This window comes from Paenibacillus elgii NBRC 100335, assembly GCF_004000865.1.
Taxonomy (GTDB): domain Bacteria; phylum Bacillota; class Bacilli; order Paenibacillales; family NBRC-103111; genus Paenibacillus_G; species Paenibacillus_G elgii.
Genome location: NZ_BIMB01000023.1, coordinates 16,048 through 33,327, shown reverse-complemented (window position 1 = coordinate 33,327; position 17,280 = coordinate 16,048). Strand labels below are relative to the sequence as shown.

At 51.1% G+C, this 17,280-nt stretch carries 17 protein-coding genes; 10 read left to right on the top strand and 7 right to left on the bottom strand.

Going from position 1 to position 17,280, the window contains the following annotated elements; genetic code table 11:
• The gene (locus PEL01S_RS18085) at positions 1–795 is read left to right on the top strand and encodes an energy-coupling factor transporter transmembrane component T family protein (protein WP_127461297.1); all 795 of its coding nucleotides are present in this window, start codon (positions 1–3) and stop codon (positions 793–795) included.
• A gap of 48 nt (positions 796–843) precedes the next feature.
• The gene (gene tenA / locus PEL01S_RS18080) at positions 844–1,509 is read left to right on the top strand and encodes a thiaminase II (RefSeq protein WP_127461296.1); all 666 of its coding nucleotides are present in this window, start codon (positions 844–846) and stop codon (positions 1,507–1,509) included.
• 223 nt (positions 1,510–1,732) lie between these two features.
• Here the strand turns inward: tenA and PEL01S_RS18075 are convergent, their stop codons facing one another.
• Positions 1,733–2,509, bottom strand: a complete 777-nt coding sequence (locus PEL01S_RS18075; RefSeq protein ID WP_127461295.1) for an aminoglycoside adenylyltransferase domain-containing protein — start codon at positions 2,507–2,509, stop codon at positions 1,733–1,735.
• A 133-nt stretch (positions 2,510–2,642) separates the two neighbouring features.
• On the opposite strand from PEL01S_RS18075, the gene PEL01S_RS18070 reads away from it, so the two are divergent.
• A complete protein-coding gene (locus PEL01S_RS18070; RefSeq protein ID WP_063184108.1) occupies positions 2,643–3,467 on the top strand; it encodes a DUF2935 domain-containing protein in 825 nt (274 codons plus the stop codon).
• 1 nt (position 3,468) lies between these two features.
• Here PEL01S_RS18070 and PEL01S_RS18065 read toward each other — a convergent pair whose 3' ends face one another.
• Genes PEL01S_RS18065 through PEL01S_RS18055 form a run of 3 tightly spaced genes read right to left on the bottom strand, consistent with a single transcriptional unit; the run spans position 3,469 to position 7,163 of the window.
• Entirely contained in the window at positions 3,469–4,587 is a 1,119-nt protein-coding gene (locus PEL01S_RS18065; protein WP_127461294.1) for a Ger(x)C family spore germination protein, read from the bottom strand.
• The gene (locus PEL01S_RS18060) at positions 4,584–5,684 is read right to left on the bottom strand and encodes a GerAB/ArcD/ProY family transporter (RefSeq protein WP_127461293.1); all 1,101 of its coding nucleotides are present in this window, start codon (positions 5,682–5,684) and stop codon (positions 4,584–4,586) included. The genes PEL01S_RS18065 and PEL01S_RS18060 overlap by 4 nt, the downstream gene beginning before the upstream one ends.
• Before the next feature lie 9 nt (positions 5,685–5,693).
• Complete coding sequence (locus PEL01S_RS18055) at positions 5,694–7,163, bottom strand: spore germination protein (protein WP_255320123.1); 1,470 nt, start codon at positions 7,161–7,163, stop codon at positions 5,694–5,696.
• 249 nt (positions 7,164–7,412) lie between these two features.
• On the opposite strand from PEL01S_RS18055, the gene PEL01S_RS18050 reads away from it, so the two are divergent.
• The 3 genes from PEL01S_RS18050 to PEL01S_RS18040 all read left to right on the top strand — a co-directional run bounded on the left by PEL01S_RS18050 (position 7,413) and on the right by PEL01S_RS18040 (position 9,889).
• A complete protein-coding gene (locus PEL01S_RS18050) occupies positions 7,413–7,586 on the top strand; it encodes a cytochrome c oxidase subunit 2A (RefSeq protein WP_010501279.1) in 174 nt (57 codons plus the stop codon).
• A gap of 51 nt (positions 7,587–7,637) precedes the next feature.
• A complete protein-coding gene (locus tag PEL01S_RS18045) occupies positions 7,638–8,108 on the top strand; it encodes a cytochrome c oxidase subunit II (RefSeq protein WP_108533369.1) in 471 nt (156 codons plus the stop codon).
• Positions 8,109–8,239: 131 nt separating this feature from the next.
• Entirely contained in the window at positions 8,240–9,889 is a 1,650-nt protein-coding gene (locus tag PEL01S_RS18040) for a b(o/a)3-type cytochrome-c oxidase subunit 1 (protein ID WP_063184104.1), read from the top strand.
• A 121-nt stretch (positions 9,890–10,010) separates the two neighbouring features.
• On the opposite strand, the gene PEL01S_RS18035 is transcribed toward PEL01S_RS18040, so the two are convergent.
• The 3 genes from PEL01S_RS18035 to PEL01S_RS18025 form a co-directional block, all read right to left on the bottom strand.
• Positions 10,011–10,787, bottom strand: a complete 777-nt coding sequence (locus tag PEL01S_RS18035; protein WP_127461292.1) for a pirin family protein — start codon at positions 10,785–10,787, stop codon at positions 10,011–10,013.
• Between the two features lie 88 nt (positions 10,788–10,875).
• On the bottom strand, positions 10,876–11,325 hold the full coding sequence (locus PEL01S_RS18030; protein WP_063184102.1) for a MarR family winged helix-turn-helix transcriptional regulator: 450 nt from the start codon (positions 11,323–11,325) through the stop codon (positions 10,876–10,878).
• Between the two features lie 91 nt (positions 11,326–11,416).
• Positions 11,417–12,043: a nitroreductase family protein gene (locus PEL01S_RS18025; protein ID WP_108533367.1), complete on the bottom strand. Its 627-nt coding sequence runs from the start codon at positions 12,041–12,043 to the stop codon at positions 11,417–11,419.
• A gap of 186 nt (positions 12,044–12,229) precedes the next feature.
• Between PEL01S_RS18025 and PEL01S_RS18020 the strand changes: the two genes are divergently transcribed.
• From PEL01S_RS18020 to PEL01S_RS18005, 4 genes are all read left to right on the top strand, one after another.
• On the top strand, positions 12,230–12,805 hold the full coding sequence (locus PEL01S_RS18020) for a PadR family transcriptional regulator (protein WP_108533366.1): 576 nt from the start codon (positions 12,230–12,232) through the stop codon (positions 12,803–12,805).
• A 66-nt stretch (positions 12,806–12,871) separates the two neighbouring features.
• The gene (locus tag PEL01S_RS18015) at positions 12,872–14,074 is read left to right on the top strand and encodes a macrolide family glycosyltransferase (protein ID WP_127461291.1); all 1,203 of its coding nucleotides are present in this window, start codon (positions 12,872–12,874) and stop codon (positions 14,072–14,074) included.
• Between the two features lie 33 nt (positions 14,075–14,107).
• Positions 14,108–14,461, top strand: coding sequence for a VOC family protein (locus PEL01S_RS18010; RefSeq protein ID WP_127461290.1), 354 nt, complete (start codon positions 14,108–14,110; stop codon positions 14,459–14,461).
• Between the two features lie 367 nt (positions 14,462–14,828).
• Positions 14,829–17,261: an NPCBM/NEW2 domain-containing protein gene (locus PEL01S_RS18005; RefSeq protein WP_127461289.1), complete on the top strand. Its 2,433-nt coding sequence runs from the start codon at positions 14,829–14,831 to the stop codon at positions 17,259–17,261.
• Positions 17,262–17,280: the final 19 nt, after the last annotated feature.

Here is a 17,280-nt window from a genome sequence, read left to right as displayed (position 1 = left end):
GTGCCATTGGCCTGGTCGTATCGGGAAACATGGCTGCACCGCGTCAATCCGAGCTTTAAGCTGCTCGTATCGGTAAGCCTGTTCCTGCTTGTTCTGTTCACGCACGATATCAACGTGCTTGCCAATATGACGTGGATGTATCTGGTGCTGCTCTTTGCCGCCGCCGGACACCCGTGGCGCAGACTGCTGCTGCTGTCTCTGCCGTTTGCGCTGATGTTCGTTTCTTCCTCCACCTCGATGGTGTTTTTCGGCAAAGGAGACACGACGTGGGTGCGTTGGGGGCTCGTGCATATCACGGAGGAAAGCTTCTTCCGCGGGCTATCCATCGGGCTGAAAACCGTAAATGCGGCGCTAATCGGTCTGCTGTTCGGTTTGACCACCAGTCCGGTAGGCTTGTTTTATTCGCTCATGCAGCAGTGCCGGCTCCCGGCGAAATACGCCTACAGCTTCATGGCCGCTTTGCGGCTTATGCCGATGGTGGCGACGGAATACCGCACGCTGCAGATGGCGCTCAAAGTGCGCGGGGTCAAGACGAGAAAGGGCGTCCGCGGCTGGGTCGATACGCTGAAGCGGCATTCGATTCCGCTGCTGGCGCAGAGCATCCGCCGCGCGCAGCGGATCGCGGTCGCGATGGAAGCGAAGCGCTTCTCGTCCGCCACGAAGCGTACGTATTATTACCGCATCGGATGGTCGGGCAGCGACGGCCTGCTGCTGGCCGTTACGTTGACGGTCTGGGCAGCCGCTTTGCTGATCGGCTGGCAGTTTCCGTATTTTCCGGTCGGCGACGTGCGATAATTTTCCGACAATGGTTGGCTTACCGAATTTCAAGGAGGCAGATTCGTTATGAAATTTTCCGAACAAGTACGTCAAGCGGCGGACGCAAGCTGGCAAGCCAGCTTCGAGCATCCGTTTGTTAAAGGCATCGGCGACGGAACGCTGCCGCTCGATTGCTTCCGGCATTACGTCCTGAACGACGCGTACTATTTGTCCCAATTCGCCCGCGTGCAAGCGCTTGGCGCGGCTAAAGCGAACGATTTGGCAACTGTTAACCGCATGGCGCATCATGCGCAAGGCACCTATGAGGCGGAGCTGTCCTTGCACGAGAAATTCAGCAAGCTGCTCGGCGTCACCGAGGAGGAAAAAGCGGCGTTTGAGCCTGCTCCCACTTCGTATGCTTATACTTCGCATATGATCCGTGCGGCCTACACCGGTCAGCTCGGCGACATCATCGCGGCGATCCTGCCGTGCTATTGGCTGTATTACGAAATCGGCGAACGGCTGGCGGGCTGCACGCCGGAAGAGCCGATCTACCGCGAATGGATCGCAGCCTACGGCGGCGAATGGTTCCGGGTGCTGGTCGAAGAGCAGATCGCCCGGCTGGATGAGTTGGCGGAGCAGGCGACGGCTCAGGGCCGGCAGCGGATGCAGAATCATTTCATTCTCAGCAGCCGGTATGAATACATGTTCTGGGACATGGCTTACCGCAAGGAGACATGGCCGGTTTTATAATCCTTAATAGAGGTTACGAAGGGGTGGGGTATCCACTTCCGACCGCTGTTGTCATCGGGAAATTTTTATTGAAGCCGCTTATCAGCGGATATTTCCCGAAGACAAAGGCGGCCGCTATCGCTTCTCCAGTGGATACCCCACCTCCGTATGCATCTCTTTTTTGTTAAAGTCCACTTTCTCAACAAGCTCAGGCGCACCGCCGAAATACGGCTGTGCGCCTTTTTCATGCCTGCCGGGCTAATTCAACTGACCGCCGAATTTCGCCCAGCATATAGCTGGCGAAATCGGATAGCAGCCGCTTGTCCGGCTCCATGGGGGCCGGACTGCCGCCATACCGCTCCAAGCATAGACGTACGGTCTCCCCGTACTCCGCAGGCAGCGCTCTTAACCCCCATTCGCCGCCTTCTCGCTTCGAAGCAACGACGCCTTCCTTGAGAAAATATAACACTCTGCATAAATTTAAGACATAATACTCGGGCGCCTCCAGGATGCCTTGGGGCGCGTCCTCCGCATCGTGAAGAATGGATTCCACGTAAAACCGCTTGTCGACAGGCTGCATCACCTCGCGCAGCGGCTTTCCGTAGAAAGTGATACCCCGGTGATAAGCGACTGTAAGGTGTGCCGCCAAGTCCGGATCTTCCCCGCCTCCGCACATATAATTCCGGTCCGTCCGATACTTGTCCCTGTGCAAAGGGGAGTAATGAAATTCAAAAGGCGTAGGATAAACGAACTGCCCCAGAATGCTTTCCAAGACGACGCTCAGCTCGATTCCGCCCTTGTTCGGCAGCTCGTCGTCGATGGCAAGAAGCTTATTGGCGATCCGCCTGGATGTCTCCGCTGTCACCTTGCGTTTGGCAACAACCAGCAGGTCGATATCGCTTTTGTCGGGATTAAAGCATCCCATGGCCAGAGAACCGTGCAAATAAATGCCCGCGAGGTTCTCGTTCAGCTCTTCTTTAAACAGGTCTGTAATGGTGTCCAATGCCGACGTAACAGGCATCCTCTCCCTCCTTTGCATAATCGTTTGCCTCTCGGCGTAACCATCCCTCGATACCGGGCCGGTTCGCTTTTCCGGTACTAATCGCTCCCGGTCAAGACATAGGATAAGTTGACAACGTCTTGGAGGGATGGCCATGAGATATTCCCAGATGACCGCCTGGGACGAACATCGGTTCTGGCTTGAAATATTGGAGGATCACGCTTATTTCATGCGCGATTATTTGTCGCCGGCCGAAGAACAATGGGTCGATACGGCGAAGGAATATATCGTTGCGTTCCACGGATTGCGGGAGCGCTTGTACGCCGTTGACCGGGACTTGCCTTACGAATCTCCCGAGATGGCGGAGTTCGCCAAGGCCAGCTACTCGGTAACCGTCGGTTATTTTCAATTCGAAGGGCACATGCAGCATTTGCGGGTGCAAAACCGCGTGAATTTGAACTTGTCGCCGACGTTTCTGAACGGGACGCTGAATGAGAATCAGGAATACTTGCGGCTTCTCCTGTATGCTGTGCGGGCGGAGCGGCCCCCGGAGCTTTCGCTTGTCGATTTGTTGGACCTGTGGCTGGAGGATCAGCTGGGGCATGCCGTGCTGGCACGCAACGCCTTAGACCCGGTCGAAATTCCCTTATCTTTGAAGGTACATCAAATCGAGCAGGAATTTCAAGCGCACATCATCAAAAACAAAGCGATCAAAGGCTATTTGCGATTTACCCCGCCGCTGTTTCCGCTGCAACGGTTGTTTGCCAAGGAAGTATCCGAGACCGTCGTGGTCTTCTACCATCTGATCGAGCATATCCTCGGCTTGTACCGGAACTCCCAGATTTTGAACCGGGCGACGCTTCGTTTTCTGGAGCACCATCTTCCGGAAACGTGTTATTTTTTGCGCAAACTGGCGAACTTCAATATCTCCGTCTTCGAAATCCCGGATTGTCCATTAACGAAGCCGACCGTAAGGTAGGCTACTTCGCGACCCCCGAGCTTTTGATCGTAACCTTTGGCATCACGCGGATCTTGGCTTCGGCTAACGCCCGACCCCAATCGTTCTCGACTTTTTTCCATTGATCGTAATGGAACGCTTTGGCGTATACGCCCAATCCGATCGGATCAATGCGGTGCTTCTGAATTTTCACGATCAAGGCGCCGCACTTTTTTTGCAGCTCCTGTTCGAGAGATTGCTCTAACCGCTGCTTATCTTTTTCAAGATTGTATTCGAACAGCCGTTCCGTCAAATTCACATCAATGTCCATTCGGATGTCGAAGGCAAACCGGTTATTCTCATGCTTGGACTTGACGTCGTACTTCACATGTCCGATCTCCAAGCTGACGTAGGCCATTCGCTGCTTCGCCTTTATTTTCTCCGGTGGAACGTGCAGCGTAAAAGGGAAGGGCTGCCCTTTTTTTTGCTGTAAAAGCATGAATAGCGTGCTCTCCTCGTTGTTCAGCGAAGTAACGTATGTGCCTTCTTTGGACAAAAGAGCCGTTCCCGACACGACGATTTCCTTGTCATGCAGCTTAACCTCCGTCAAGGAAGGCGTTCTTCGCGGATCGAGGAGCTGCTGATGAAATTCCTGCATAATCGTTTTTACGGCCGTTCGGCTGGTGAACGCCGCCTCCGTCTGTTCTTTAATGACGACGCCAGGCCGTCCTTTATCCGCCATATTCGCATACATAATCTCTTTGACAGAGCCGTCCACAGCCACGACGTTCGCGTTGATCTCGCTTTTCGGATCGCGCATGAACACATCCAGATAATACAGCATATTCGCGTGCTGCAGCAGCTTTTTCCCGACCAATATCGTCTGAATTTTCCCGGAAGCGAGCGGGCCGGTGCTCATCGTATCGAGCTTCGATCTGGCCTGTCTGAGCGTATCGGCGGTCGTTTCCGATATATTGTATTTTTGCTTGGCTTCCACACTAAATACCGGGGTAGACGTGAAGACGGTCAGATGCTGGTCGCTGTCGAGATCGGCGCCCGTCATCAAAATAATTTGGCGGTTCTCCAAATACATTTTTCGACCGCACCCGGGAGCGGCGAGCAGCAGGGAGAGCGTCAAGATGGCGATCAGGAGTCTTTTCATGGCAGAGCTCCCTTCCTCAGCTTATGGAATACACCTTGGTACACCCATAGGAAGATGGGGAACAGAACGGCCGCGCACAACCCGAAATTGCCCCATAGTCTTCCCAGCCCGGTAATTTCGGAAAAGGATGGAGTAAAAAAGAAGGGCAGCAACAGCCAACCCAGCATGACCAGACGCAAATAGGGACGGTGATCCGGCTTGCCGAGCATCCGGCTGATGCCAAATACGGACATGTACAGATAAGGGATCACCGTCATAAACAAAATAAACAAATAGAACGGAAGAAAAATAATTTCAAACCGCTCCAAGATCGGAAGGCGGATGAGCTTCAGCAGGTTCAATGTGGGGTAGACGTATTCCAGAACTACATCTTGGCTGAAGCGGACGTAGCTGAAGACCGTGATCAGCATAAAAATAAGCATAGACATCGTATTGGCGATAAAGACGCCTTTGACCGCCGATTTTTTGTCCTGCAGGAAAGGGTACAGCATAAACGCGACTTCAAAGCCAAGGAAAGAGAGCACGGTCGCTTTGACGGTCGTCAGAACAGGCATCCACCCTCTCTGGCCGATCGGAAAAAGATTCAGCCAGTTGCTCTCTTGCAAGGTTAAGAACAGGATCAACGGCATCCACAGGGTAAACATATACACAAATTCCGCAAAACGGCCGATGACCCGCACCCCTTGCTTGGCCGCCATGTAGACGGGAATGATGAACAGCGGCATGAGCACGTATTCTTTGGCATTGGGCAAAATCCATACCTGGATAATGTGAATCGAAGAGATCATGGCGACAATGGCGGAAAAGGAAGCATACAAAATCCACAGTATGGAAAACAAGCCGCCGAGCCATCGCCCGAAAAGTTTGGGAAACAGATCGAACAGCGAATCGTTAGGATGCTTCTCCATCACTTTGATGATGATGACGCTGAACAGGATGGCGAGCAGCCACCCGAGCACAATCGCCAGCCAGCCGTCCGTCCCGGCCGTCTCGGCCAAATCGCGCGGGAGGGACAGCACGCCGATCCCGATCTGGGTTTTGTAGATCGTGAAGATGAACTGCTTCAGGTTGATTTCGTTGATCGTATATTTTTTCATGACCGGCCGTCACCTTTTCTGATCGTCCCCTTCCCGGCTGGGGCCCTGCCGTTTCATTTGAGCCGGATTCGCGGAGAACGGTCGCTTGTTCATTTTCCACAGGGGCATGCGTATCCAGATATCTTTCCAATCGACAATTCGGATGGGGGCTACCGGGCTTCCGTACGGAATGCCGACCGATTCCATCGCGATCAGATGCAGCACAAAGATCGCAAGCCCGATCACGATGCCGACCATCCCGAACATCATGGCCAGCACCATCATCGGAAACCGGATCAGACGCAAAGCCGAAGCCATGTCGTAATCGGGAATAATGAACGACGAAACGGCCGTGATAGCTACGATAATGACCATAATATTGCTGACGATGCCAGCTTGAACGGCGGCCTGCCCGATGATGATACCGCCGACGACGCCGATTGTTTGCCCGAGAGGGCCCGGCAGACGGAGGCCCGCTTCCCGCAGCATTTCGATGGAGATTTCCATGACAAGCGCTTCGATGATCGGAGGAAAGGGGACTTTGGCTCTAGACTCCCCGATGGAGATCAGCAGCCGCAGCGGAAGCACTTCGTAATGAAAGGAAATAATGGCTATATAAACCGCCGGCAGGCAAATCGTAATAAAAAAGGCGACAAAGCGCAGCAGCCGGATAAAGGATGCCACGAGCCAGCGGCTGCTATAATCCTCGATCGTTTGAAAGAACGTCAGGAAGGTGACGGGACCGATGAGCGCTCCCGGCGAATTGTCGACAAGAATCGCAATGCGGCCTTGCAGCAAATGAGAGACGGTCGAATCGGGCCGCTCCGTAATGATGAATTGCGGCAATAGACTGGCCGGATGATCCTCGATGTACTCCTCCAATTCCCCCGTATTCAAGACATGGTCCGTATCGATCTGTCGAATACGATTTTCGATTTCCTCCAGCGTGTCGGGCTTTGCGATATCTTCCAGATACAGAATCGAAACCTTGGTCTTCCCTCTTGAGCCAATGATAAGCTGCTTGATCTTCAATTCGCGGTTCGGCAAATAGCGGCGGATGAGCGCGATGTTCTGACCGTCCGCTTCCACGAAGCCGAGATGCGCCCCTTTCAAGGTTTTTTCCGCATCGGGCTCCTTGATCGCTCTTTCCGGGCCTCCCTGCGTCGGAAAGACGTAGGAATACGACAGGCCGTCGATGAAGAGTACGCTGTTTCCGCGGAAAAGCGACATTTCGACATCGGCCCACCGGGTAACCGTCTGGGTCTGTCCGGTAATCGCCGAGGCGTTCGCGAGCTCATCGACCGAATCCAGTTCGTGAATCAGCGGGTGCAGAATATGATTGCTGACGGCGGGCTTGTCCGTCAACCCGTCGAAATAAACCAGCAGCGCATGCGCTCCCGGCTTCATCTGGAAATAACGGGTGATCAGATCGGGCGTATGGCTGAAGGTACGGTAAAGGGTATCCAAATTTTCGGCCATCGATTTCGAAATATCGGGCATGTCGCTTTGACCTCCTGTGCTTCCGTACGCGAATCCTCCCTTATCCTTACAAGTTGCGCAGAAATAAACAAAAATATACCGTCATCGAATTTCGTCACAGCCAAAAGTGAATTCGACATTTTTCGTCTTTTTCGTCCATAAAACGTTCAAGAATCCTTGACTTTCGATGTGACTTAAATCATAGAGGCTTTTGGTCCCAGACCTCTACAATAAGGACATAAGATGTCCCGCACAAGGGGAGGGAATAAGATGGCTAAGCCGCACAACGCCGCATCCCAAATGCATCAAGGGGAAACGCCGGTTGTCAAACAAAAGAAAGAAGAGGAAGGCTTGAGAGGCACTTTCGCTTCCGTCATGCTGCTCGGATTGTTTCTGCTGCTGAGTTGGTTCGGGGTCTTCGTATTGTTCATAGTCAGGGGGTAAACCGTAGACGGGTAACGGGAACGGAACAGAGATTGAAGGAGTTGAAGAAGCATGCATATTCATCGTTTGGAGAAAATTTGGCTTATTTTCGGGATTTCCATGTTAGTCTTGTTTTTGACGGTCGTCGGTGTGGGAGCGTTTGCATTGGGGATGGAGCCGCCTGGCGATCACCGGCATACGGTAAATCCGGATACGCTGACTACGACACCGCCGTTCGATAAGCCGGGGCTTCACCAAATTGGCGACAAAGAGTACGAGGCGATTTTGGTTGCTTTTGCCTTCGGGTACAATCCGGATAAATTAGAAATTCCGGCGGGGTCGAAGGTTCGCTTTCAATTGACCAGCTCTGATGTCGTGCACGGGTTTCAGGTGAACGGAACGACGATCAACATGATGGCCGTGCCGGGCGAGGTGAACCATTTCTCGTATACGTTCGATAAGCCGGGGGAGTACCTGGTGCTGTGTAACGAATACTGCGGCGCGGCGCACGAAGTCATGATGATGAAAATCATCGTAAAATAGGCGCGCACGGTCGTAGAGAGAACCGTAACATCTAATATTGTGAAAAATATCACAATTCGTGAAGGCGGAAGCGAGCCGATTCCTTCGTCGGAATGTCTTGCCCGGTCCGCAATTAAAGGAGCGTATTCCCTATGATTCAAAATCTGAAAAGTTTCGATCGGCGCGATTCGGCCCTGGTGCTCGCCCATATTTTGTTCGCTTTCTTCGCGCTGTTTCTCGGCGGTATTGCCGGCGTCATGCAAGGGCTCGTCCGCGGGGGAATGCTTGCGCTGCCGATGGGCATCGGCTATTACCAGTTGCTGACGGCGCACGGCGTCTTGATGGCGCTCATCTTCACCACCTACTTCATCATCGGATTTTTGTATGCGGGGGTTGCCCGTACGCTCGGTGGCCGTCTGCTGCCGATTGCCCGCAATCTGGGTTGGCTCGGCTTCGGCCTGATGACGCTCGGAACGGCGATCGCCACGGTTGAGATTTTGCTGAACCGGGCGACGGTGCTGTACACGTTCTATGCTCCGCTTAAAGCATCGCCCGCGTTTTACATCGCGTTGGTGTTCGTTGTTGTCGGGAGCTGGATGAGCGGCTTCGGCATCTTCATTAATTACCGCTATTGGAAAAAAACGCACCGCGGAGAGACGACCCCGATCTTTACGTATATGGCCGTCGTGACGATGCTGATGTGGATTATCGCAACGCTGGGCGTCGCGATCGAGGTATTGTTCCAGCTTATCCCGTGGTCGCTTGGTTGGGTCGATACCGTCAACGTCGTGTTGAGCCGGACGCTATTCTGGTATTTCGGCCATCCGCTTGTTTACTTCTGGCTATTGCCTGCTTATATGTGCTGGTATGTTGTCATTCCGAAGGTGATCGGCGGCAAAATGTTCAGTGATGCGCTTGCCCGCTTGTCGTTCATCATGTTCCTGCTCTTCTCGATTCCGGTCGGCTTCCACCATCAGCTTATGGAGCCGGGGATCTCGAACGTCTGGAAATTCGTGCAGGTCGTTCTGACGTTCATGGTCGTTATTCCGTCGCTGATGACGGCGTTCTCGCTGTTTGCTTCCTTTGAGATGCACGGCCGCTCCGTCGGCGCGAAAGGACTGTTCGGCTGGCTGAAGAAGCTGCCTTGGAAGGACGTCCGCTTCTTCGCTCCGTTCATGGGGATGCTGATCTTCATCCCGGCCGGAGCCGGGGGATTGATTAATGCGAGCCATGAGCTGAACGCTATCGTTCACAACACGCTGTGGGTAACCGGCCACTTCCATCTGACAGTGGCAACGAGCGTGGCGCTGACTTTCTTCGGCATTACTTATTGGCTGATTCCGGCGATGCTGGGGCGGGAAATGACTCCGCTCATGCACCGGATGGGGATTATCCAAACGATCGTATGGATGGTCGGCATGTTCTTCATGTCAGGCGCGATGCATACGGTCGGTCTGCTCGGATCGCCCCGCCGGACCGCCTTTACCACGTATCAGGACAGCGCGGATGCGGTAGGCTGGATGCCATACCATGTGGCGATGGCCATCGGCGGCACGATCTTGTTCATCGGCGTCGTCATGATGATCATTAACATCGTCATGCTGCTCAGCGCTCCGAAAGGGGAAACCGAGTTCCCGATCGCGGAAGCGAACGAAGCGGCGGAAAAAGCGCCGGCCATCTTCGAGCGCTGGGGCGTATGGGTCGGCGTGCTGGTTGTCCTTATTCTTGTAGCTTACTCCGTACCGGTCATGGATATTATTTCGAATGCCAGCGTTGGCTCGAAAGGATTCAAGACCTGGTAATATTCGATACTCTATTCCTCCATTTTCTCTCTTTTGCCTCCGATACGGGCCATGGGCCGGCGGAGGCCCTTTTTTTTGCGTGTAAAAAGCCCCGCGGTTATCCGCGGGGCTTAACGTGCAGTTATCGTTTCGGGTAAAGCGGATAGTCGACGGTGGTAGGAACCTCGATCAGCATCATCCGCAGCGTTTCGCCGTCCGCGGCTTGAAGCGACACGTTCGTGTCGGCGGCTGCCCCGAGCAGCATGAAATCTTTGTGCCGGAACGGAGTGACCGCGTCTTCGGCCGAAGCGTTCGTCCAGGCTCCGTGTCCGCGGACAGCGAGCGCCGTTAACGTACGGCCTGCCGGAATCATGTGCCGGTAGACGGCGCCGGGCTCCAGCGTCAAGTCCCACACTTTGGCGTCTGCGACGAGCTCGACCGACGAGCCGTCGCCGATGACCGTTTTGCGTACGAAGCCTTCTCCGGATTCCTCCGGAAACTCCTCATGTTCGAACTGACGATAAGTCGGCGTTCGTTGCAGCGCTTCATTCAGCTCCGGCTCGAACCAGATTTGGAAGCCTTCCATGTCCGGGCCGATAAACCGCTCTTCGTGGGATACGCCAGATCCGGTCTGCATCACCTGCGCGCCGCCGGGCCCGACGACGCTTCGCGTACCGAGCGAGTCGCCATGCTCCGCTTTGCCGGCAAGAACATACGTCATGATCTCGAACGCTTGGTGGGGGTGAGACCCGATATAGCCTTCCTCCGCGGCGAAAGCCCATGCCCAATAAAACAGCGGACCGACCCGCTTAACTACCGACCGTTCGCCGGGAAATCCGATCGGCTTCTGCTCCGTAATCCGGCCTCCGTCGAAGGCTCCGGTTCCTTGCATCGTGGGGGGATAGATCATGATTTGCATCAAAATAACCTCCTGAATAAGCATAGTTTGGTTTTGGAAAAAATCTCAATATTAAGATATGAGCTGCGGGTTCGCCGAAGGCGACCCGCTATTTGAAGCTTTGCTGCGCCGCGACCCCGAGCTTCTTCAGCAGGCCGATCGCCTGACGCTTCTCCTCGGCGGTCAAGCCGGCGACTGCGGCTTCGATCGCTTGGCGGTGCTGCGGGAACGCCTCGTCCAGAAACGCCGTGCCTTTCTCCGTAATTTCGGCGAAGCTGACCCGGCGGTCTTCCGGGCACGGCTTCCGTACGACAAGCCCTTTTTGCTCCAGCTTGTCTACGACATAGGTGATGTTGCCGCTGGTCATCAAAATTTTGCCGCCGATCTGCTGCAAAGGCTGAGAGCCCTTATGATACAGAAGCTCCAGCACCGCATACTCGGTCGGATTCAGACCGTACCGGCGGATGTCCCGATGGGCGTGGGCCGTGACCCATTCACATGCCCGGGAAAGCACAATGAACAAATGCAGCGATTCGTCCCGGTTGTTCTCTGCGTTCAACGTTCGCAACTCCTTTCGCTGCCGCACGATGAGTCTGCAATCAGTATTCCTCATTCCTAAGCGGCAATACGTTCCTGAGCTAGAATATATTTTAGAATTGGTTATAAGTGACAAATTCCCCGGTCGGCTTGCGGTAACCGCGCGGCCGTTGTCCGGACATATCCTCTTTGCCGATCGTAATCAACATAGCGGGCACGTAACGGTCCGGAATGTTCAGGACTGCGCGCATCGCATCCGGATCGAAACCGATCATCGGGCATGTATCCCAGCCGCGGTCTTTGGCGATCAGCATGAACAGCATGGCCGACAGGCTGGCGTTACGGATCGCTTCTTCGCGCTTGAACGTCTCGCCCCGGTTTTCATAGAAAGCATTGACGTATTCGACCGTTTGGTCGTATTCCTGCTTGCTCATCACGCCGAGATGGAGGAAGCCTTCGTTGATTTTCGCCGCGTCTTTGTACGCCTCCGTATCGCCCAGCACCAGAATGGCCGCAGAAGCCGTCAGCACTTTGTATTGCTTGCTCGCCGCTTCGTGCACTTTCGTTTTTAACTCCGGGTCTTTGACGACAACGTAATGTGCATGCTGCAAGTTGAAAGCAGAAGGGGCGAATTTGACCAGCCCGAACATCTCTTCAAGCTCTTTGTCGGGGATGTCCGTATTCGGGATGAATTTGGTTGCCGATCTTCGCGATTTTAGCAGAGCTGTAAAGTCGTTCATAGGGAGGACCTCCGTCGATAGTTATTATTTTGTCTTAAATTTAAGATAATACTTTTTAAGATGATTGTCAAGGAAAGCTTTACACGGATTACAATTCAGGTTGTTTATTTTTATAACGAATAAATATATTGATTTAATATATCTTTTCGATATAATAAAATCAAATAAACCTTTTAGGGAGGACTTATGCTTGAATTGTTTATTCTCGGCGAATTGACAGGAGCGCCGATGCATGGCTATTTGCTGCACACGATCTTGAACGGAATTATTGGACCTACGCGAAAAATCAGCTGGGGGGTGCTTTATCCGCTCATTCATAGCCTGCTTGCAGATGGGTTGATCGAGCAGGTTCCCGATGAACAACAGGAAGGTGAACGGCAGGGAAGAGGAAAAAAGAAAAAAATGTACAGAATAACGGAGGATGGCAGACGCCGCTTTTTTCGGCTGATGGAAGAACCGATTCCATATTCTCCGGATTATGAGCTGCAATTTTACTCCAAGTTTTCGAATTTTGACATGATCAGCAGAGAGCTGCAGTTTTTGATTTTGCACCAGTACAAGGATTACCTGCGATTTGAACTCCGCCATGAGGAAGAACGGGTGGAGTATGTGAGCAAAGACGAAATGATGCCCGATGAGGAACGACAATACAATCTGATCTGGTTCCGGCATCGCTTGGACAAACTCCGTTATGACGAAAAATGGGTTCTGCAGTTAATCAATAATCTTCGAATGAACGGAGAAGGGATTGAGCGTGAGTGAATTTGGGATAGTCTAACCGACGGCTAGCGCTTGGAGCAGGGTACTTCATGACGAAAGGTGATGAATATGGCACGCGTTTTATTTATCAACGGAGGTTCCGAAGGACATATCAATCCAACCCTCGGTGTTGTTCAAGAACTTATCCGTCGTGGCGAAGAGGTAGTTTACTTTATAATGGATCAATTTCGTGATCGCGTCGAGCAGACGGGTGCAGAGGTGATCACGTTCGATGGCGGCAAATTTGTGGAGGCGTTCCTTGCCGGTGGAAGAAGTCCTTGGGGACGAGTGGGCGGACTGCTGCGCACGGCCGACATCGTCATTCCCAGTGTTCTGGAGCAAACAAAAGGAGAACGTTTCGATTACATCATTCATGACTCGATGTTCGGCTGCGGGCGCTTGCTCGCGCAAATATTTGACGTACCGGCAATCAACTCGTGTACGAGCTTTGCCATTCAACAAAACAGCTTCGACAGAATGCAAGATCACCTCTCGCTCCATTTTCCGGTGGATGTGAATGAACGTGCACAACAGGAGTTTCAACAGCTGGTCAGGAGCGTGCAAGCGAAATACAAGGTACAATTGGGCTCTGCCTACGAGGTTTTCTGCAATCCAGCGCCATTGACCATCGTCTACACGTCGAAACACTTCCAACCCGGTGGAGAAAGCTTCGATGAGACGTACAAGTTCGTAGGGCCGTCTGTCGTGTCGCGCTCGGATGATGATTTTGATTTCTCTCATGTGGACACGGATCGCCTGATTTACATTTCATTCGGCACAGTTTTCAATCAAGCATTGGATTTTTACAAGCTATGCTTTGCGGCGTTCGCCGAAACGGAGTACACCGTGATTTTATCTGTTGGCAGGCAAACCCGGGTTGCGGAATTGGGAGACATTCCAGCGAATTTTATCGTCCGCAACTACGTGCCGCAACTCGAAGTACTTCAACGCGCGAAGTTATTTATCACTCACGGGGGCATGAATAGTACCAGTGAAGGTCTTTATTATGGTGTACCGCTGATTGTACTTCCCCAAAGCGCTGACCAACCTATGATAGCGCGACGTGTGACTGAAATCGGTGCAGGCCTCCACCTGAATCAAGAAGGATTAACCGCCGAAGATCTCAGAGAGGCGGCGGAACGCGTGCTCAAGGATGCGTCCATTCGAAAGGCTTGCGCTGAAATTGGCGATTCGTTCCGTACTGCGGGTGGGTACCGTCGAGCCGTCGAGGAGATCCTCGCATATAAACGAAGTCTGGGATTGAATAATTAACATAAGATTTATTTTCATATGGAGGGAATAACCATGTTCAAGAGTGGAAACGTAACTGTAATGGTATCTGATTTTAATAAAGCAGTACAATTTTACGTAGAGACACTTGGATTACAATTACAACACCAGGTGGAGGGGCATTTTGCACAGGTTGAAGTGCCGGGATTGACAATTGGGCTACTGTATCCTGCCGGAGAACAAGGTTTTCAACAGGGAAAGTCAGAAAGCATTTCTATTGGATTTGAAGTACAAGAGTTAGAGTCGGCAATCGGGGTGCTGAAATCTCGTGGTGTTGAATTTCAACATATTATGGAAAACAATGGAACCCGACTGGCGCACTTCAGTGATCCTGATGGCAATCTTCTTTACTTGATTTGCAATCGTTAAGCCATATCGGCTTTACATTTCCGTTTTATCAATCCCCCATTCAATACATCTACGATTCAATTGACTTCACTTGCTTGGTTGTTTTCAGGTTTGTTCGCTTGAAGACTTCTCCAAGTCGGGGGAAGTCTCTTTTTAATGTTCAGAAATCCTTGTACCTCAAGAGCTCAAAAATGCACAAGTAAAAAAAGTATAAATAAAGTAGTCAAGAAACGACATTTAACAGCGAATGTTTTGCTACTATACTTAACTTAATGATTCCTGAAAATGATCTATATACCATTAATAACCAAATTGTGGAAGATTGAAAGGGGGTGCATGCTGGAATTCAACGACTCAGCTTAAATTCATATTACGAGGAGGAGTTTTAATGTTACGAAAAGCAAGAGAAGTGAAAAAGGTTGTCTTGATTGCATCGATGGTGACAGGCATGCTGTCAAATGTAGCTCCTGTCCCTGCCCAAGCAGCCAGTAGTGATTTGACGCTGACGTCCGGTAACACAAGCTTGAATGACTATTTTAATTGGGCGAAAGCCCGAGCTCTTAGTCTCGATGCTACGCTGGATAATATCAAAGCAGCCCGGCAAAGCGTCGGTTGTACAACAACCGATGGATGTGAAGATCCCCGAGTCAAAAATTTATACATAGGCTTCGTGTATCTAAGTGATTTAGATTGGGTAAAAGACGCAACAAGGAGCGGTTGGGGTGAAGTTCGTAAAGATAGAAGTGTGGAAAATAATGAATTGAAGTTAAATGGCGTTACATTTCCAGCTGTCAGAAAAGGTCTCGGGACCCATGCAAACGGCGACATTGTTTACAATTTGAATGGACAATATACCAGATTTACGGCAAACGTAGGTGTAGACAATGAAGTGGGCGCTGGCAAGGGATCCGTCCATTTTCAGGTGTTTCTCGACAATGCTACGACCCCGGCTTTCGATAGCGGTAAGATGATCGGCGGCGATGCAGCGAAACCAGTAGATGTAAACGTCACCGGTGTAAATGTATTGAAGTTGAGAGTGACCGATGCCGGAGACGGTATCGACTACGATCATGCGGATTGGGTGAATGCCGGAGTATATAAAGCAAATTACACCCCGCCGCTCATTCCTGCCTACTGGGGATCTTATGCTGACTCTATTACTCATTTCAGAGAGGCCTTTTGCGTCCGAGATATCGCACATCAATCAGCAGCAGGACATTTACTGAACATGGATAATCAAAACTATTCTATGTTTAATGCATTTGCCAAATCAACCAAGAGCAATACGTCAAATCCATATTGGCCCTATTGGTCATTCGACTTCTTCGGCAATGGCTATTATATGGATAAGGAATATCGCGAGCTGCCTTTTCCTTTTGAGATCGTACAGAAAGGCTACGAGCAGTATTTATGGACAGGTCAAAAGAAATGGATAGGACTTAAAGACGATGGTACGGTAGACCCCAATAGTGAGCTATACACTTATTATACCAACACACTTACAAATTTTATGAATAATCAGGATCAAAATCATAACGGCGTTGCAGACGAAACGAAGCAGCTAGCCACTTATCACGAGTTTGATCCTCAAGGCCCCGACAAATTGTTTGAATCCGGAGACGGCATTGGCAGCCAATATCAAGCTCTGCTTGCTTATTCCAAAATTTTGGAGGCGCGCGGAGATGCAACAGGCGCCACAACTTACTTGACCAAAGCTAACAATCTGCGCTCTCATTTCGCAAACAACTGGTACTCCAACACCGATCAAAGGTATGTTCGGGGCTTCACCATAAACGGTACCCCCAAAACAGATTTTGGTCACGAAAACAGCTTCTTTATGCCGTTGAAGTTGATTACCGATCAGGGAGCAAGAACGGATTCTTATTTGAACTTCATCGATCAATCGATTACGGCAAAGCAACTAAATGTCGAGGCGAAAACGTATATTCCCGAGATGTTCTACTTACATGGAAAAAATGATTTGGCTTGGAAATGGATGAAAAATCTCATGCAAGACCGGAATCCGTATCCGGAAGTTTCATTCACGTTCGTTTCGAACACAATCACCGGTATGATGGGCGTTCAACCTGATGCGCCAAATCAAAAAGTGGCTACCGTGCCGAGGCTTACGAGTGAAGTTCCTTGGGTGCAAGCGAATCATGTTCGCATCGGTGGCAACGACCTGAAAGTACGTCATGACGGAAATTACAAAACGACATTAACAAACAATTCTGGTGCTGCTATTAACTGGGAGGCTCAATTCTATGTGAATTCCAGTCATTTGGAAGTTATCAACGGTACGACAACCAGTACACAAGCGGCAGGTCATAAAGATTTGAATGGTAAGAATGTATCTTATGTAACGATTTCGGTTCCAGCAGGTACGAGTGTTACTGTAGAAGCGCCTTACTACTTAAGTGATATGAATCCGACAATCGTTAATGGAAAAATGAATTTGGACCGAAGTATCGACAATCATATTTTGAAGCTGAAAAACAAGACGTATGCCAAAGGAATCGGAACCCATGCGAATAGTGAAATCCGCTACAACTTAAATGGGGAGTATACTACATTTACTGCAACCGTAGGGGTTGACGATGAAGTGGCTACTGGTTATGGTACCGTCAAGTTCCAAGTCTTTCTTGACAATAATACCACGCCGGCTTTTGAGAACACAGCAGCGATGAAAAGCGGTGATACACCGGTAAATATCACTGTGAACGTTACTGGAAAAAATACGTTGAGACTTGTGGTAACCGACAACGGAGACGGTATCACGAATGATCATGCGGATTGGGCGGAAGCGAAGTTAATCAAGTAATGAAGAAAGACAAAGACAA

Excerpts from the sequence above, each read along its gene's own strand:
- PEL01S_RS18005 (WP_127461289.1), top strand. The coding sequence starts at position 14,829 with ATGTTACGAAAAGCAAGAGAAGTGAAAAAGGTTGTCTTGATTGCATCG.
- tenA (WP_127461296.1), top strand. The coding sequence starts at position 844 with ATGAAATTTTCCGAACAAGTACGTCAAGCGGCGGACGCAAGCTGGCAA.
- PEL01S_RS18060 (WP_127461293.1), bottom strand. The coding sequence starts at position 5,684 with ATGAAAAAATATACGATCAACGAAATCAACCTGAAGCAGTTCATCTTC.
- PEL01S_RS18075 (WP_127461295.1), bottom strand. The coding sequence starts at position 2,509 with ATGCCTGTTACGTCGGCATTGGACACCATTACAGACCTGTTTAAAGAA.
- PEL01S_RS18015 (WP_127461291.1), top strand. The coding sequence starts at position 12,872 with ATGGCACGCGTTTTATTTATCAACGGAGGTTCCGAAGGACATATCAAT.
- PEL01S_RS18020 (WP_108533366.1), top strand. The coding sequence starts at position 12,230 with ATGCTTGAATTGTTTATTCTCGGCGAATTGACAGGAGCGCCGATGCAT.
- PEL01S_RS18040 (WP_063184104.1), top strand. The coding sequence starts at position 8,240 with ATGATTCAAAATCTGAAAAGTTTCGATCGGCGCGATTCGGCCCTGGTG.
- PEL01S_RS18045 (WP_108533369.1), top strand. The coding sequence starts at position 7,638 with ATGCATATTCATCGTTTGGAGAAAATTTGGCTTATTTTCGGGATTTCC.
- PEL01S_RS18070 (WP_063184108.1), top strand. The coding sequence starts at position 2,643 with ATGAGATATTCCCAGATGACCGCCTGGGACGAACATCGGTTCTGGCTT.
- PEL01S_RS18055 (WP_255320123.1), bottom strand. The coding sequence starts at position 7,163 with ATGCCCGATATTTCGAAATCGATGGCCGAAAATTTGGATACCCTTTAC.
- PEL01S_RS18050 (WP_010501279.1), top strand. The coding sequence starts at position 7,413 with ATGGCTAAGCCGCACAACGCCGCATCCCAAATGCATCAAGGGGAAACG.
- PEL01S_RS18035 (WP_127461292.1), bottom strand. The coding sequence starts at position 10,787 with ATGCAAATCATGATCTATCCCCCCACGATGCAAGGAACCGGAGCCTTC.
- PEL01S_RS18010 (WP_127461290.1), top strand. The coding sequence starts at position 14,108 with ATGTTCAAGAGTGGAAACGTAACTGTAATGGTATCTGATTTTAATAAA.
- PEL01S_RS18025 (WP_108533367.1), bottom strand. The coding sequence starts at position 12,043 with ATGAACGACTTTACAGCTCTGCTAAAATCGCGAAGATCGGCAACCAAA.
- PEL01S_RS18065 (WP_127461294.1), bottom strand. The coding sequence starts at position 4,587 with ATGAAAAGACTCCTGATCGCCATCTTGACGCTCTCCCTGCTGCTCGCC.